The following is a 16,160-nucleotide window of genomic DNA, read 5'->3' on the forward strand; positions in this document are numbered from 1 at the left end:
GGCAGAGCTGCGCAAGCGCAGCAGCAACCGCTTGACCTGCGGCGCAGGCGGGTCAAGCGCCGGCCATGTTGCCGCTGATGAGGCTGACCTGGGCCTGGGCCGCCGCGGTATGCGACACAGGGCAGCCCATTACGGCTGCCCTGTGTTGTGTGAGGGGGCGTTACGCGATGGTGTGGCGTTCACGCTGCGTCTTGGCCGTTGGCGTCGCCGGGGAGGAAGTCCTCCAGCGAAGGCAGGTTTTCGGCAGGCAACGTTTCGTTGTCGCCCAGCCCAAGCAATGCCATTTCGGCGCGCTGCGTCAGCGATGGTTTCGGCGGCGCTTCGGCGGCCAGCAGCGTCACCCCTTCGTAGCTCTGGATGAGTTTGGGGTTGAAGCCGGTGCCGGCCGGGATGAGTTTGCCCAGGATGACGTTTTCCTTCAGGCCGATCAAGTCGTCGCGTTTGCCCTCGATCGCGGCGCTGGCCAACACCTTGATGGTGTGCTGGAACGACGACGCCGAGAGGAACGACTCCGTCGCCAGCGCGGCCTTTGAGATGCCGAGCAGGATGGGCACGCCGATGGCCGGGCGTTTGCCTTCTGCGATCAGCTTCTCGTTGACCCGCGCCAATTCCAGGCGGTTGATCAGGTCGCCGGGCAGGTAGTCGCTGTCGCCGGGGGTGGTGATCTGCACCCGATTGGTCATCTTGCGGATGATGATCTCGAAGTGCTTGTCGTTGATCTTCACCCCCTGCAAGTGATAGACCTTTTGCACCTCGCTGAGCAGATACATCTGGCACGCCTCGCGGCCGAGCACTTTGAGCAGCATGTGCGGGTTCTTGGTGCCCTCGGTGATCGGGTCGCCGGGGTTGATCTCTTGCCCTTCGGTGACGAGCAGACGGGCGGCGGGCGGCACGTCGTATTCGACCTCGTCTTTTTTCTCGTAGACGACGGTGAGGGTCATGCCGTCGCGCACCACGCGCCCGCCGTGTTCGGCGCGCATTTCCTGGTCGCCGCGCGTCGCGATGACGGCGTTGTCCTTGATCTGGTCTCCATCCTCGACCTTGATGGACCAGTTGCCGGGCACGTGATACACGTCGCGCTGGAGTTGCTGATGGGTGATGATGACCCGGCGCACCCCGCCCTCCAAGCGTTCGATGTGCACGCGGCCGGCGATGTCGGCGATGAGCGCTTCGGCCTTGGGCTTCTTGCGCGCTTCGAGCAGCTCTTCGACGCGCGGCAAGCCTTGGGTGATGTCGCTGCCGGAGGCGACGCCGCCGGTGTGGAAGGTGCGCAGGGTGAGCTGCGTGCCGGGCTCGCCGATGGACTGGGAGGCGATGATGCCGACCGCGGCGCCGATGGCGACCATCTTGCCGCGACCGAGATCGCGGCCGTAGCACAACTGGCAGAGGCCATGCTCCAGCTCGCAAGTGAGCGGCGAGCGCACGTGCACCTCCTGGATGCCGGCGGCTTCGATGGCGGCCATGACCGACTCGTCGATCATCTGGTTGCGCGGGCAGATGACGTCGCCCGTCTTGGGATGCACCACGTCCGAGGCCGCGACGCGCCCGACGACGCGATCCTTCATCTTTTGGCCGCCCACGTCGTCGGTGGCGCGGATCCAGATGCCGGCCTGTGTGCCGCAGTCGTGCGCGTTGATGATCACATCCTGAGCGACATCCACCAGGCGGCGGGTCAGGTAACCGGCGTCGGCGGTGCGCATGGCGGTATCGGCCAGGCCTTTGCGCTGGCCGTGGGTGCTGATGAAGAACTCGAGCGTATCCAGCCCTTCGCGGAAGTTGGAGCGGATCGGCAGGGCGATGATGCGCCCCGACGGGTCGGCCATCATGCCGCGCATGCCGGCGAGCTGGGTGATCGGGATAAAGCCGCCCTTGGTCGCGCCCGAGGTGGCCATCAGGCTGAGGTTGTCCACCGGGTTCAAGGACTGCTTCACCGCGTTGGCGATGGCGTCCTTCGCCTCGGACCAGATGGCGATGGTGCGCGCTTCGCGCTCGTCCTCGGTCAGCAACCCGCGACGGTATTGGCGCTCCACCTCTTGCGCCTTGGCGTCGGCGTCGGCCAGGATGTCGAATTTCTCCTTCGGCACGATGATGTCGCTGACGGCGATGCTGACGCCGGAGCGCGTGGCGTATTTGAAACCGATATCTTTGATGTCATCCACGAACGCCACGACCTCGTGCTGGCGATCGTTGCCGAGCACCTGATACGTCTGGTTCACCAGGCGCTGAACGTCGCCTTTGTCCAGCACGCGGTTGACGAAGCGCATCTCGGCGGGGACGATGCGGTTGAACAGCGCGCGGCCGACCGTGGTTTCGATCAGGTGGCGCCGCGGCTTCCCGTCGGCGTAGCGGACGTGATTTTCGTCGAAGTGCGTCTCTACGGCCAACTTAATTTTGGCGTGGATGTCCACCTGCCCCAGTTCGTATGCCATCTCGACCTCATCGAGGCTGAAGAACGCGCGTCCGTCGCCTCGGAGCGGCCTGGGGTCGAACAGGGTGAGGTAGTAGACGCCGAGCACCATGTCCTTGGTGGGGCCGACGATGGGCTCGCCGTCGCTGGGCTTCAGCAGGTTGTTGGTGCTGATCATGAGCACGCGCGCTTCCTCTACGGCCTTGCGGCTCAAGGGCACATGCACGGCCATCTGGTCGCCGTCGAAGTCGGCGTTGAACGCCTGGCAGACCAGCGGGTGCAACTGGATCGCCTTGCCCTCGACGAGGATCGGCTCAAACGCCTGGATGCCGAGGCGGTGCAGCGTCGGCGCGCGATTGAGCAACACCGGCCGCGTCTTGATCACGTCCTCCAGCACCTCCCACACCTCGGGCCGCTCGCGTTCGATGATGCGCTTGGCGCCCTTGACGTTGTTGGCGTAGTTCAGCTCCACCAACTTTTGCACGACGAAGGGCTTGAACAGCTCCAACGCCATCGTCTTCGGCAGGCCGCACTGGTGCAACTTGAGCGTGGGGCCGACGACGATCACCGAGCGTCCGGAGTAGTCCACGCGTTTGCCCAACAGGTTGCGGCGGAAGCGGCCTTTTTTGCCCTTCAACATATCGCTCAGCGACTTCAGCTCGCGGCGGCCGCGCCGGCTGAGCACCTTGCTGCGCTGGCTGTTATCAATCAGCGAATCGACCGCCTCCTGCAACATGCGTTTTTCGTTGCGCACGATCACGTCCGGCGCGCCCAGCTCCAGCAGACGCTTCAGGCGGTTGTTGCGGTTGATCACGCGGCGATACAGGTCGTTCAAGTCGGATGTGGCAAAGCGGCCGCCGTCAAGTTGCACCATCGGGCGCAACTCAGGCGGGATGACCGGCAGCACGGTGAGGATGATCCACTCCGGTCGGTTGCCGCTCTTGCGCAGCGCTTCGACGACGCGCAAGCGCTTGATCGCCTTCTTCTTCTTGACCTTGCTGAGCGAATGGCGCACCTCGCGCCACAGTTCCTTGGCCAGTTGGTCGAGGTCGATGCGGCGCAGGATCTCGTAGAACGCCTCGGCGCCCATGTCCGCCTTGAAGACGTTGCCGAACCGGGCGCGCAGGTCGCGCACGCGGCTCTCCGGCATGAATTGGCAAACGGCCAGATGCTCCAGGTCTTCCTTGTCGGCCGCGTAGCGGGCGTTGAGTTGCTGGATCTCCTCGGCCAGGCGTTCGCCGAGCCGGCGCGCATCGTCGTCCACCTTGCCCTGCAGGATTTCGATCTCGCCTTTGATCTTGCTTGTGCTGATCTCGCGCTCTGCGTTGATGCGTTGCTCGATGGTGTTGAGCTGTTCCTTGACGACGCGGTTGAGGGCGGTGAGGTGGACGCGGCCGATCGTCTCACCTTCCTGCGCGATCACGGTGTGGGTCGGCTCGAAGATGATCGGCGCGCGGATCGTCTTGTTGGTCTTCGCCTCGATCTCCCGCTGCACGCGCTGCGCCGCTCTCATCAAGGCTTCGGTCTCATCCTGCAGCAAGTCGTCGTATTTCTGGTGGGTCTCGTCCAGCATCTGCTGTAGCTTGACCAGTTGCTTGAGCAGCTTGCCGCCGGCGCTGTCTTCTTGGGCGCGGGTCTTGGCCTCAAGTTCGGCGATGCGCTTCTCATGCTCTTCTTGCAATCGCTTCAGCGCTTTCTGACGCGCGTCCTCGTCCACGTAGGTGACGACATACTGGGCAAAATACAGCACGCGATCTAAGTTGCGCCGGCTGATGTCCAGCAAGGTGCCCAGGAAGCTCGGCACGCGGCGGGTGTACCAGATGTGCGCCACCGGCGCGGCCAGGCTGATGTGGCCCATGCGCTCACGTCGCACGCTTGCCTTGGTCACCTCGACGCCGCACTTTTCACATTTGATTCCCTTGTAGCGGATGTTCTTGTATTTGCCGCAATAGCACTGATAATCGCGGGTCGGGCCGAAGATCGCCTCGTCGAAGAGGCCGTCTTTCTCGGGCCGCAAGCGCCGGTAATTGATCGTCTCCGGCTTGGTGACCTCGCCATATGACCAGGAGAGGATTTGCTCGGGGGAAGCCAGGCTGATGCGCAGTGCCTTAAAGTCTTTCAACTCCATATGTGATCTACGCCCCTGAATAAGACAAAATGGCGCGAACGATGTCGTCGCTCGCGCTAGCACCCAAGTTCGTGACAGAAACGGTTGATTTTTTCGATCGGCAGGGGAATTGTATAACGATTGCGGGATTCGTCAAGGGGGGCTGAAGGGTTGGGGTGTAGCGCAGGAGCGGGGACAAGCCTGAGACGATGCCAGCCGAGCGCCCAATCTGGTCGAACGTCATTCTGGCATTAGTGTTGAAAATCACCTGACGAGGCACGCGCTCATGCTAGAATCCTTAGTCGTTCATCGGATGAGGTGTTCATGGTCCCTCCTGTAACGCGTGACGCAGAACTCATCAGCGATCTGTACAACGTCATCCTAATCTTGGCTGCGATTGTCTTTGTGCTGGTCGAAGGGCTGCTCATCTACTCCGTCATCAAATTCCGCCGGCGCAGCGCCGATGAAATGCCGCGGCAGGTCCATGGCAACCGCACGCTCGAGTTGGCCTGGACGATTATCCCGGCCATTTTGGTTGCCGTGATCTTCGGGCTTTCGGTGGACACCCTAGGTCGCATGACGGCGCGCGGCACGTTGTCCAATCCGGTCGCTCACGTGCATGCCATCAACGATGTGGCGGCGCGCCAACGCGTCGAGCGCGCGCAACCGGTGGACTTGGTGATCGAAGTGATCGGTCGCCAGTGGGTATGGCAATACAAGTATCCCGGCGGCGACGGCGTGACGACCAGCGAGCAGTTGGTCGTCCCGGCGAACAAGAACATTCGCCTGGATATGACGGCTGCCGACGTCATTCATGCGTGGTGGATGCCGGAGCTGGGGCCGATGATCTACGTCAACCCCGGCGAGATGTCCTATGTGTGGTTCAACGTGCCGCCCGGGGACTACATCGGCCAGTGCAACGTGTATTGCGGTGTGGCCCATGCTCGAATGATCTCCAGGGTGAAGGCGCTGCCGCAGGCCGAATACGACGAATGGTATGCCAAGCAAGCCGCGGCCAACTCGGCTGCGACGCGCCCGGGCGATCCGGAGATCGGCAAGAACATCTTCCTAAACGGTTCGTGCATTGCCTGTCACTACATTGAAGGCACCAAAGCCCAGGGGCGTGTTGCTCCCCGCGAATTGACGCGCTTCGCCAGCTATCCCACCATTGCTCAGCTCGACGGGTTCGAGAACAACGCCGAGAATCTGGCAAAGTGGCTGCGCGACCCGCAGGCGATCAAACCCGGCACCGCCATGCCCAACCTGAATTTGAAAGCGCAGGAGATCGAGGATCTCGTGGCCTACTTACTGACCCTGAAATAAGCTGTGTTGTCGAGCGGCTGGTTCAACCCGAATGGCCGCTCTTGAAATGTGAAACCCTATGGCAAGCATCAGCATTCCGATTCCCCTTCGCGACTACGCCAAGAATGGCGTGCTTGGCTGGCTGGCGACCGTTGATCACAAGAAGATCGGCATCATGTATATGGTGATGTCGTTCTCGTTCTTCATCGCTGCCGGCCTGATGGCCCTGCTCATCCGGCTGCAGTTGGCTGCGCCCAACATGCAAGTTGTGGACCCGAACACGTACAACCAACTGTTCACCATGCACGGCTCGGTGATGATCTTCTTGTTCACCATCCCGATGCTGGTAGGTGGGTTCGGCAACTACTTTGTGCCGTTGATGATCGGCGCGCGCGACGTCGCCTTTCCACGCCTGAACGCGTTTAGCTTCTGGATCACGCTGGGCGCCGGGCTGGTGATGTTGATCGGCTTTGTGTTCGGCGCGCGTTCCGACGCAGCGTGGACCGCCTACGTGCCCTATTCGACCAAGTCGTTCTCGCCGACCGTCGGCATGGACATCTGGCTCATCGGCATCATCCTGCTCGGCATCGGCTCGACGCTGGGCGCGGTGAACTTCCTGGTCACCGTTTACAGCATGCGCGCACCGGGCATGACCGCCTGGCGCATCCCGATGTTCGTGTGGGCGATGGCAACTACTGCGGTCATGGTGTTGCTGGCCACGCCGGTGCTCACCGCCGCGCTGATCATGTTGGTGGCTGACCGAAACTTCAACACGCAGTTCTTCACTGCCAACCGCGTGCAGTTGTGGCAGCACATGTTCTGGTTCTACTCGCATCCGGCGGTCTACATCATGATCTTGCCCGCCATGGGCATCATCTCTGAGATCATCCCCGTGTTCTCGCGCAAGCCGCTCTTTGGCCTGCGCGCAGTCGTGATTAGCACCGTCCTCATCGGTTTGCTGGGTTTCACGACGTGGGTGCATCACATGTTCGTCAGCGGCGTGGATCCGGCCATCGAGCGCTTCTTCATGTTCACCACCATGGTGATCGCCGTGCCGACCGGCGTGAAGGTGTTTAACTGGCTTGCGACCTTGTGGGGCGGCTCGCTGAACCTCAAAACGCCATTGCTGATGTGCATCGGCTTCTTGGCGACGTTCGTGATCGGCGGCATCAGCGGGGTGATGCAAGCCTCAATCCCACTCGACCAGTACGTGCACAACTCGTACTTCGTCGTCGCGCACTTTCACTACGTCTTGTTCGGCGGCAGCGTGTTCGGCATCTTCGCCGCCCTGTATTACTGGGGGCCGAAGATCACCGGCCGCATGTTCGACGAGAAGCTGGGCAAGCTGCACTTCTGGCTCATGATGATCGGCTTCAACGTCACCTTCTTCCCGATGCATTTCCTGGGCCTCCAGGGGATGCCGCGGCGCATCGCCACCTACGACCCTGGCCGCGGTTGGGAGCTGGGCAACCTGGTGTCCACGATCGGTGCCTTTCTGATTGCGTTCTCGGTGCTGATTTTCATCATCAATGCCCTCAAGCTGCGCCAAGGGGAACGCGCCGGCGATGACCCCTGGGAGGGTAACACGCTGGAATGGAGCGTCGCATCCCCGCCGCCGGAATATAACTTCCTCGAGATTCCGACTGTGGAGAGCGATCGCCCGCTGTTCGACGCGCGGATGCGCACACCGCATATCTGAGTGCGTGTCTGAGATGATCCGCCGGGCAGATGAACGCACTGTGCATCGGCGTTCGCGACGATGATGGATGATGCGCGTCGCCCGTTGCCCCACAGGCCTTCGGCGACTCACAACCACCCACTAGCAACCCAACGATGATTCCCAAGCGCGCAAAACGACAAGCGATCGCGATGACCCTGATCGGCTTTGGGCTGTTGGCGATTGGCATCACCCTCGGCCTGCTCTGGGTGAGCGCCTACAGCGTGAAGTGACGAGCCTCTCAATATCACCCGACCCAGATGACCACGCAAGAAACGACTCGGAACATGTCCTCTGCCGTTGCTGTCTCGACCGGCGACGCGAAGGGAGAGCGCGAACCTTTCACCGACGCCGCCAGCCACGACCATGCCCAGGCGCACGAGCCGCACATGCCATCGCCCAGCCTGTCTCCCATCATCCTAGGCGGGGGCATGACGTTGGCAGCCTTCGGCATTGTGCTGCACCCGGTGATGCTCGTCCTGGGCATCGTCGGCATCCTCGTCGGGCTGGGCACCTGGCTATACGATGAAATCGTCAACGCCAGCTCGGCGACTTCGGATCACGAGTGATGCGCGAGGTGAAGTCCGATGACGCAGGTGTCTTGGCGTGACCGCGATGCGCGCGCAGCAAGCCGCGTTGTCGGCCCAGCGCGCTCTCAGCGCAAGGACGTGGGGCTGCTGGGCGTCGGTATCTTTATCGTCTCGGAAACGACGTTCTTCCTCGGCCTGTTTCTGGCCTGGTTTTTTACGCGCAACACAAGCGACGTGTGGCCGCCGGCCGGCGTCGCGCCGCCGCCGATCGCGCCGGCCATCTTGAACACCGTAGTTGCGCTGCTCAGCACGGTCGCTGTTTTCTTCGCCCATCGCGCCCTCATCCGCGATGATCGCCAAGGGCTGGTGAGGGGAATCGCACTCGCCGGCGCACTAGGCGTGATCTTCGTGGCGGTGCAGGCGGCGGAGTTTACCGATCTGGCGGCGCTGGCCCAGGGCAGCGCCTACGGCTCGATGTTCACCTTCCTGCTCTTCTTCCATGTTGTGCGCGTGTTTGCTGGCGTGGTCTTGATGGGTGTCGTGCTGGTGCGCGCGCTGCTGGGCCACTTTTCCAGCAGCCGTCGTTTGCTGGTGCAGGCGACGGCGATGTATTGGTATTTCATCACCGGCGTGTGGCTGGTCGTGTTTGCCGTGCTTTACTTGATCGGGTGAGATGACGTGGCCAGAATCGCCCTGCGCTGGGTGATCGTCGCGCTGATTGCGGCCTCGCTTCTGCTGGTTGCGGGCATTGCGCTTACTCGCATGCAAGTGCAACGCGGGGTTGCGCGCGCGGTCCAGTTGTCGGTTCCCCTAGACAACATGGTTGTGCCGTTGAACGCGGATGGGGTGGGCGCTCAGGTGATTGAGCTGGCCGCACTGGGCATCAAGCTCGATCCGTATCCGCCGCGCGCCGGCGCGCCGGCCACCGTGACGTTGGTGGCGTTGGATCGCGCGGCGGGACGCGTCATGACGATCACCCCAACGCTTAGCGTTGCGGAGCCGACGGACGTCGAGGGGCGCGACTACCCCATGGTGCCGCAGGGCAACGGCGCATACGTCGCCTCCGGCGTGTTCTTCCCCAGGCCGGGTGTGTGGCGCCTACGCGCGCATATTGACTTCGGCGTAGCCGAGCCATACCGTATGCTGGCGCTTGTCGAGGCGCAGTGATCGGCAGTCACGCTCCCGCCGGTTGGATCAGCGCCGGGTCGTCGTGTTTAACGCTGTTCACCCGAGATGAAACCGGATAGCACTTCATGCGCTCTGCCGGGAAGGGTTGGAGCAACGATTGGAGAAAAGCGGTATCGTCGCAATCATGGCTGAGCCAGGCAGCCTCGTCTTCCGGCAACAGAATAGCCGCCATGCGATCGTGGAGCGGCGCGACCAGGGCGTTCGGTGCCGTGGTCACGATCGTACACGTGCTCAGCCACTCGCCTGCCGGCGTCTTCCAGGTATCCCACAGCCCGGCCAGCGCAAACGGTTCTTCGGAGGCGAGCATCACGCGCACCGGCGTCTTCGAGCCGTCTGGGTTTTTGCGCCACTCATAGAAGCTATCGGCCAACACCAGACAGCGCCGCCTTGTGAGCAAGCTGCGGAAGGCGGGCTTCTCCGCCAGCGTCTCGGCGCGTGCGTTAATCATGCGCGCGCCGATGCTCGGATCTGTTGCCCACGAGGGGATCAGCCCCCAGCGCGCGGCCGATAGGGTGCGTGGTGACGAGTCGTATACGACGGCGACGGTCTGCGTCGGCGCGATGTTGTAGCGTGGCCTGGCGACGAAATCTGCGTGGGTCAACTGGAACCGCGCCATGAGCTGTTCTGGGTCAACGGTCAAAGTGTAACGACCGCACATGGCTCATCGCTCCTTGCGCGTTGCCGCGCGCAACGCTTGCATCACCGGTCGCTCGTTGCCCTGCGCATCGAGCAGCGAGAAGAACTTCATCTGCTCGCAGGGGTCGGGATACTGCGCCGAGCGGCTGAAATCGTAGTTCCATAGAAACATCGGACCCATCCACGGCCAGTTCTTCCGGGCGAAATCGAAGGCGCGCACGACGTATTCCGCTTGACGTTTGCGCGAGACCCGCTGCCAATCCAGTTCTGGCCATGTGCAGCTCAACCCTTCCTCGCGCGGGTCCATGAGCCAGCCGAACTCGGTTGCCCACATCGGCTTGTCGCCCGCGCCGTATTCTTCCATCAGTCGGCGGTGCGCCTCGGCGCGGCGGAAGAGCAAGCCGCGCGCCTGCGGATCGTCCGGGTCGTGTTCCGGCTCGTACGCGAAGCCATACGGGTGAAAGCCGTAGCCATCGATGTAGCCGGCCATGCCGGCCTCGAACAAAGCGCGGGCGTAAGCCAGATCGTCCATAGCGCCGTCACCGTCGCCGCCGGTGGGCGCAATGCCGGCCGAGATCACCAGCGCGTCCGGGTCGGCGGTCTTGATGCGCGCATAGGCGATGGCGAGCAGCCGGGCGTAGAGGGATGGATCGGGCGGACGCCCCCCCCACTCGCGGGATAGATTGACCTCGTTGCCGATCGAGTAGGCGTGGATCACGCCGCGCCGTTCGCGGGCCAGACTCTCTAGTTGATCGGCCCAAGCATTGACCGCTGCCGGGTTGCCGCTAATGGCGTCGCCAAGGGGTACGCGATACAGCACTTTGTAGTTCAGGATCGGATGCTCCGGCGGGTTGAAGACTTGGATCCATCCGAAGCCGAGTGGCTCGAGTGCGCGCAGGTTGTCATTGCGGTAGTCCACCACGTTGATGCCTTCGCCGGACAACGAGATTTTCGGCAGTGGGTAGGGTGTCTCGGTGGGTGTGGGCATCGTTGCGGCAGGCGTCGCCTGTGTGATTTGTGCAGACGGTACGGAAGTGGGCGAAGCCGTCGGCGGAACGCCGGAAGCCGGGCGCGGTGGGGCGTAAACAGTCACCGGCATGTCGCCGGGCATTGTGGTGGGTAGCTCGGATGAGGACTGTGCGCAAGCGCTGAGGGCAAACACGCCGGCAATCCAACCGGCGCATATTAAGCGCGTTCGCTGACTCACCGCGACAAGCCTACCATATTCTCGATCTGCTCTCTTGATGCTCTGTCCTGTTTGCGGTATCCCGTCGCACACGAAAGGGATGCGTTGGCGCAGCAAAGATGATTTTGGGTTAGCTCACGATGATAGTGGCAAGCGTCACGGCATCGGTTCCGCTGTCGGCGCGCAAGCGCTCGCCGGTGTCCGGGTCGTATAGGCCGGCGACAATCCGCAGCGGCCCGCGGTAGTCCGCCGGCAATGCTAGCCCATGATTGTCGCGCACAGCCTCGCCGATCGTCCACGTCGTCATCGGACGCAGGTCGTTGAGCGGTTGCGCGTCGTGCTGGGCAGCCAAGCTGCCATCGGGCCGAATGGCATGCACAAAAACCTTGTAGTTTCTGAGGACTGGCGCCTCGGCGCGCCAGGTGAGCGCTACCGGCACAATGGCGCCGGGCGACGCTGCCTGCGGCAGGCGCGCATCCTCTAGGATGAGGTCACCCCAACGCGCGCCGGCGGCATCACTGGGCAGCAGGGGATCGCGGGCTACGCCGTACAGCCCATAGAACACGGCTTCTTCGCCCCATTGCGCGTGCGCCGGATAAAAGTTCGAGTCCATCCAGCCGCGCAGGTGGCCGTTTTGGCCGGCCAGTCCGCGATACAGCACGATCCACAGCCGGTCGTGCTGTTGTGCTGCTTGGGTGATGCGCGCTTCCCAGCGCTCGCGCGGTTCGATCACCGGGTCCCACGTCAGCGCGTAAGACCAGCCCGGGTCTCCGGCTTGCCGATCCAACGCATAGAACCCGGCTGGGCTGAGCACGTTGAAGAAGACCAGATCATCGGACCGCGCGAGCGGCGCGATGTGCGCGCGGTAGGTGTGTGGGTCGTAGGGGTCGAACACCTCGAGCGTCTTCGCATAGACGAACGATGTGCTGGTTGGCCAGTAAACAACGAGCAACGCCAAACCGGCCAGCGCGGGCGCGATGCGGCGCATCCTATCTCGCACCTGGCTCTCCACGGTGTGCGCGGTTTCTGTGAGGAGCTGGTCGAACGACCAGCCCAGCAGCATGGCCAGTGCCGGCGTCGCGCAGATCAGCATCCGCGCGTTGAACGCCCACTGCCGCGCGGCGAACGCCACGCCCAGCAGTGTGAACGCGATGATCATCAGCGGCAGCGCTAACCGGCTTGGCCGGCGCTTTCGCGCCACGGTCGCGACGATGCCCGCAACGATGATCAACCCGATGGCGAGCGGGCCTGCCACGCCGACCTGCTGAGCCATCGTGAGATCGAATATGCCCTGACGTGCGAAGTAGCTCACCGGGAATTGTTGTCCGATATTGGTCTTGGCCTCAGCCGCGGCGCGGCTCAGCAACTGCGGCACGGCATACCGACCCCATGGCGCAAAGATGAGCGCTGCAGCGCCAACGGATAACGCGATGTTGCGCGCGGCGCGCTGGTTGTGGTGCACGATAGCCCAACCCAACGCATAAATCGCGATAGCTGCCAATGCCCAGACCGCGTGGTAGAGCGTCAGCATCGCGCCGGCAGCGCCGACTACAAGGATGATCGGAGATTGGAGATTGGAGATTGGAGATTGGAGATTGGAATTGCGTCCCAATCTCCAATCTCCGCTCTCTAATTTGCGGCATGCACCATACGCGGCCAACAGCACGAGCGATGGCGCGAGCGCATACATGCGCACCACAGCGCCGTAATACACGGCCAGCGGCAGCCAGGCCATGAAGAACGCGCCCAGCACGGCGGTGCGCTGTGAGCGCGACCAGGCGCGCATAGCGACATACGTCAGCGGGATGGCCGTTGTGCTCAGCAACACGGAGAGGTATCGCGCTGCAAACAGTTCATGGCCGGTCACGTGCTGCCATGCGCTCAGCATCAGGTAGTACAGCGGGGGATGGACATCGGCGGCGGTGATGAAGAGCAGCTCGGCGACCGGCAGCGATGCATGGGCGATAGACCAGCCCTCGTCCCAGCGGGGCGGGATCACGTCGTTGAGCGGCAGGCGCAGCGCAAAGCCTAGCAGCGTCGCCCACGCGACCCACGTTGAGTTGTGGCCGATGGACTTCATGTTGTGCTCCGGTGCAGCGTGACTGTGTTTTATGCGCCGTTGCGTTTCAGGCTCATCAGCGCGATGCCTGCCAACGCCAGCGCTGCGCCCATCAGCGTGAGTAGCTGCAAGGTTTCACCCAGCACGAGCATTGCCAGGATAGCGGAGCCGACCGGTTCGCCCATCACGGGGATGGCGCCGTACACCGCCGGCAGGCGGCGCACCGACCAGTTGAACGACCCGTGGCCGATCAGTTGCGGCACCAGCGCTGTCAGCGCAATCCAGAGATAGGCGAGTGGGCTATCGGCCGCGAGCGACGTTCCGCTGAGCAGCACCCCGATCATCAACACGACCGCTGCGGCGCTGTAGACCAGAGTGAGGTAGGCCAGCAGCGAGAATTTGTTGCGCAACGCGCGCGCGATGATCAGGTAGGGCGCCATGCACAACGCGCCGACGAGCGCCAGGGCGTTGCCCAGCATTGGGTTCTGGCCGGGCGCTGCCCCGCCGCCGTCGGAGAGGCCGATCAGCACACCGCCGGCGATGGCGATGACCATGCCGGCGATAATGCGCGTTGTCAGCGGCTCTTTCAGAAACAGCGCCGACGCGGCGGCGATGAACAACGGCGAGAGCGACACCAGCACCACAGAGCTGACTACGCTGGTGAATTCCAGCGACAAGATCCAGGTCGCAAAGTGCCCGCCTAAGAAGATGCCGCTGATGGCGGCAGTGAGCGCATCGCGCCCGGACAAGGCATGGAATTCGTCGCTACAACGAATCAGGGCGAATGGCAGCAGCGCCAGCGCGGCGATCGTCAGTCGTAGCGCGGCAATCGCCAAAGAATTGACGCCGGCCTGCTGCGCAAATCGGATGAAGATAGAGGCTGTGGAGACCGCCATCACACCGATGATGATGCCGAGGGCCGGAGAGAGAGACGGTCGTTCGAGCAGCGTCGTGGTTGGAGTTGTCACATTGGCAATTATCACAAAACGCCGTCGGCGAGGGTTTTATAATAAAAAACGCGATCGAGAATGTCGCGACAAAACAACGCCTGCAGAGGAGACACACATGGCCTTTGAACTTCCCCCACTTCCCTATCCTTACGACTCGCTGGAGCCGCACATTGACACGCTGACGATGCAGATCCATCACGATAAGCACCATGCGGCTTACGTGAACAACCTGAATAACGCGATCAAGGATTATCCTGACCTTCAAAGTAAGACGGTCGAGGAGCTGATTCAGAACCTGAGCGCCTTGCCTGAGAGCATCCGCACGGCGGTGCGCAACAACGGCGGCGGTCACGTCAACCACACCATGTTCTGGGAGCAACTCAAGGTGGGCGTTCCGGAGCCGATGAGCGGCCCGCTGGCCGATGCGATCAACGCTGCGTTCGGTTCGATGGCAGCCTTTAAGGAGGCGTTCGAGAAAGCCGGCATCGCTCGCTTCGGTTCGGGCTGGGCCTGGCTGGTGGTCAACAAAGACGGCAAGCTGGAGGTCATGTCTACGCCTAACCAAGACAACCCGATGATGGCCGAGTACGGCGGCCTAAAGCCGATCCTCGGCGTGGACGTGTGGGAGCACGCTTACTACCTGAAATACCAGAACCGCCGGCCGGATTACCTGAAAGCCTTCTGGAACGTCGTGAACTGGGAGGACGTGGCGAAGCGCTTCGGCGCGTAGCAACTCGCGAGCCTGCGTTCGCGCAAAACGTCCTGTGTTCCTGTGACAAAACGCGCTAGACAACGTGTGCGATATCGTGTATAACCGATGCCGTTGGAAAGTTGACTGCGGTTAACCGCAACGTTGAACCAAATGAAATTTCAGATCGCTGAAAGGAGTAGTTTCTAAATGACGCACATTATCACCAGCTTGTGCTTGCGCGACGGCGCATGTGTGGACGTATGTCCGGTGGAGTGCATTGTCGGCGGCAAGCCCGAGGATGAATGGCCGTGGTTCTTCATTGATCCGGCGACCTGCATTGACTGCGGCGCGTGCGTGCCCGAGTGCCCGTACGAAGCGATCTTCCCGGAGGATGAAGTCCCCGAGGCGTATGAGCTGAAGCCGGGTCAGGAAGTGCAGCCCTTCCGCGGCGAGCGCTACACAGCCGCTGGTGGCGAGGTGATCAACCTCCGCGAGGACATCCAATACAACTATGCCTTCTATAAAGAAGGCCCCGGTTACGCTGCGCGCAACATGTGACGTCCTCGCGCGACAATCCCATCGGGCGAATCAGCCAAACGCGCCTGTCGTTTGGCTGATTCGTTTTTTGTGGGATGATTGAGGCATGAGGAGCATACTGGAAGGAGAACTGCAAAGCGTCCGCGATGGCATTGCTGCGCTCAGCGCGCAGGCTATAGACGCCACGGCACGCGCGGTAGATGCGCTGATTCATCGCAACTTCGACGAGGCCCGCGGGGTGAAGCGAGACGACAAGGCGATGGATGTCTTGCGCTACGAGGTCGAGCGCGCCTGCCTGGCCGTGATGGCGACGCAGCAGCCGGTCGCACGCGACCTGCGAGAGTTGATCGCTGCCAGCATCGTCGCCGTGGAGCTGGAGCGCTGCGGCGATTACGCCAAAGGCGTCGCCAAAGCAGCGCGCCGAATCGCTCGCTGCGATAGCGGCATTCCCACCTTCAACCTAGCCGACATGGACCGGCTCGCGCGCGACATGCTCGGGCGCAGCACGCGCGCCTTCCTCGAAGGCGACGTGCAAGCAGCCCGCCAGGTGCTTGCGGACGATGACCGCCTCGATCAGATGTACAACGCGCTATTGTCGCAAGCCATGGATGTCATGGCGAATCATCCCCAGCATATTGAGTGCGGCACGTGGCTGCTGCACGCCGGCCATAACCTAGAACGCATCGGCGACCGCGCCACCAACATCGCTGAGCGCGTGATCTTCGTGGCGACCGGCGACATCACCGGCGACCTGAACGTGCACGATCCTGGCCAGGTGCGCTCTCTGCAATAGGGCGCATGTCGTGTGGCGATTTCCAAATCGCCATGCAAGGCGAAGCGACGCCGCTTT

At 62.5% G+C, this 16,160-nt stretch carries 13 protein-coding genes; 8 read left to right on the forward strand and 5 right to left on the reverse strand.

The window, feature by feature from the left end:
• Nucleotides 1-179 precede the first annotated feature (179 nt).
• The gene (gene rpoC, locus GXH28_RS05070) at nucleotides 180-4,535 is read right to left on the reverse strand and encodes a DNA-directed RNA polymerase subunit beta' (protein ID WP_169237936.1); all 4,356 of its coding nucleotides are present in this window, start codon (nucleotides 4,533-4,535) and stop codon (nucleotides 180-182) included.
• A 303-nt stretch (nucleotides 4,536-4,838) separates the two neighbouring features.
• Here rpoC and coxB point away from each other — a divergent pair, with 303 nt between their 5' ends.
• From coxB to GXH28_RS05095, 5 genes are all read left to right on the forward strand, one after another.
• Nucleotides 4,839-5,837 carry a cytochrome c oxidase subunit II gene (gene coxB / locus GXH28_RS05075; RefSeq protein ID WP_169237937.1) on the forward strand — a complete coding sequence of 333 codons (999 nt, stop codon included), beginning with the start codon at nucleotides 4,839-4,841 and terminating at the stop codon, nucleotides 5,835-5,837.
• A 58-nt stretch (nucleotides 5,838-5,895) separates the two neighbouring features.
• On the forward strand, nucleotides 5,896-7,515 hold the full coding sequence (gene ctaD, locus GXH28_RS05080) for a cytochrome c oxidase subunit I (RefSeq protein WP_169237938.1): 1,620 nt from the start codon (nucleotides 5,896-5,898) through the stop codon (nucleotides 7,513-7,515).
• 305 nt (nucleotides 7,516-7,820) lie between these two features.
• Complete coding sequence (locus GXH28_RS05085) at nucleotides 7,821-8,102, forward strand: hypothetical protein (RefSeq protein WP_169237939.1); 282 nt, start codon at nucleotides 7,821-7,823, stop codon at nucleotides 8,100-8,102.
• 18 nt (nucleotides 8,103-8,120) lie between these two features.
• A complete protein-coding gene (locus tag GXH28_RS05090) occupies nucleotides 8,121-8,735 on the forward strand; it encodes a cytochrome c oxidase subunit 3 (protein WP_169237940.1) in 615 nt (204 codons plus the stop codon).
• Between the two features lie 6 nt (nucleotides 8,736-8,741).
• Nucleotides 8,742-9,230, forward strand: a complete 489-nt coding sequence (locus tag GXH28_RS05095) for a hypothetical protein (RefSeq protein WP_169237941.1) — start codon at nucleotides 8,742-8,744, stop codon at nucleotides 9,228-9,230.
• A 7-nt stretch (nucleotides 9,231-9,237) separates the two neighbouring features.
• Here GXH28_RS05095 and GXH28_RS05100 read toward each other — a convergent pair whose 3' ends face one another.
• The 4 genes from GXH28_RS05100 to GXH28_RS05115 form a co-directional block, all read right to left on the reverse strand.
• On the reverse strand, nucleotides 9,238-9,909 hold the full coding sequence (locus GXH28_RS05100; RefSeq protein ID WP_169237942.1) for an SOS response-associated peptidase: 672 nt from the start codon (nucleotides 9,907-9,909) through the stop codon (nucleotides 9,238-9,240).
• A gap of 3 nt (nucleotides 9,910-9,912) precedes the next feature.
• Entirely contained in the window at nucleotides 9,913-11,094 is a 1,182-nt protein-coding gene (locus GXH28_RS05105; RefSeq protein WP_169237943.1) for a hypothetical protein, read from the reverse strand.
• 109 nt (nucleotides 11,095-11,203) lie between these two features.
• The gene (locus GXH28_RS05110) at nucleotides 11,204-13,153 is read right to left on the reverse strand and encodes a glycosyltransferase family 39 protein (RefSeq protein ID WP_169237944.1); all 1,950 of its coding nucleotides are present in this window, start codon (nucleotides 13,151-13,153) and stop codon (nucleotides 11,204-11,206) included.
• A 29-nt stretch (nucleotides 13,154-13,182) separates the two neighbouring features.
• Complete coding sequence (locus GXH28_RS05115; RefSeq protein ID WP_169237945.1) at nucleotides 13,183-14,100, reverse strand: EamA family transporter; 918 nt, start codon at nucleotides 14,098-14,100, stop codon at nucleotides 13,183-13,185.
• A gap of 97 nt (nucleotides 14,101-14,197) precedes the next feature.
• Between GXH28_RS05115 and GXH28_RS05120 the strand changes: the two genes are divergently transcribed.
• From GXH28_RS05120 to phoU, 3 genes are all read left to right on the forward strand, one after another.
• Entirely contained in the window at nucleotides 14,198-14,812 is a 615-nt protein-coding gene (locus GXH28_RS05120) for a superoxide dismutase (RefSeq protein ID WP_169237946.1), read from the forward strand.
• A gap of 168 nt (nucleotides 14,813-14,980) precedes the next feature.
• Complete coding sequence (locus tag GXH28_RS05125) at nucleotides 14,981-15,331, forward strand: indolepyruvate ferredoxin oxidoreductase subunit alpha (protein WP_169237947.1); 351 nt, start codon at nucleotides 14,981-14,983, stop codon at nucleotides 15,329-15,331.
• 85 nt (nucleotides 15,332-15,416) lie between these two features.
• A complete protein-coding gene (phoU, locus tag GXH28_RS05130) occupies nucleotides 15,417-16,103 on the forward strand; it encodes a phosphate signaling complex protein PhoU (protein ID WP_169237948.1) in 687 nt (228 codons plus the stop codon).
• The last annotated feature ends 57 nt before the right edge of the window (nucleotides 16,104-16,160 follow it).

The sequence above is a fragment of the Candidatus Roseilinea sp. NK_OTU-006 genome (assembly GCF_012931985.1).
Taxonomy (GTDB): domain Bacteria; phylum Chloroflexota; class Anaerolineae; order J036; family Brachytrichaceae; genus JAAFGM01.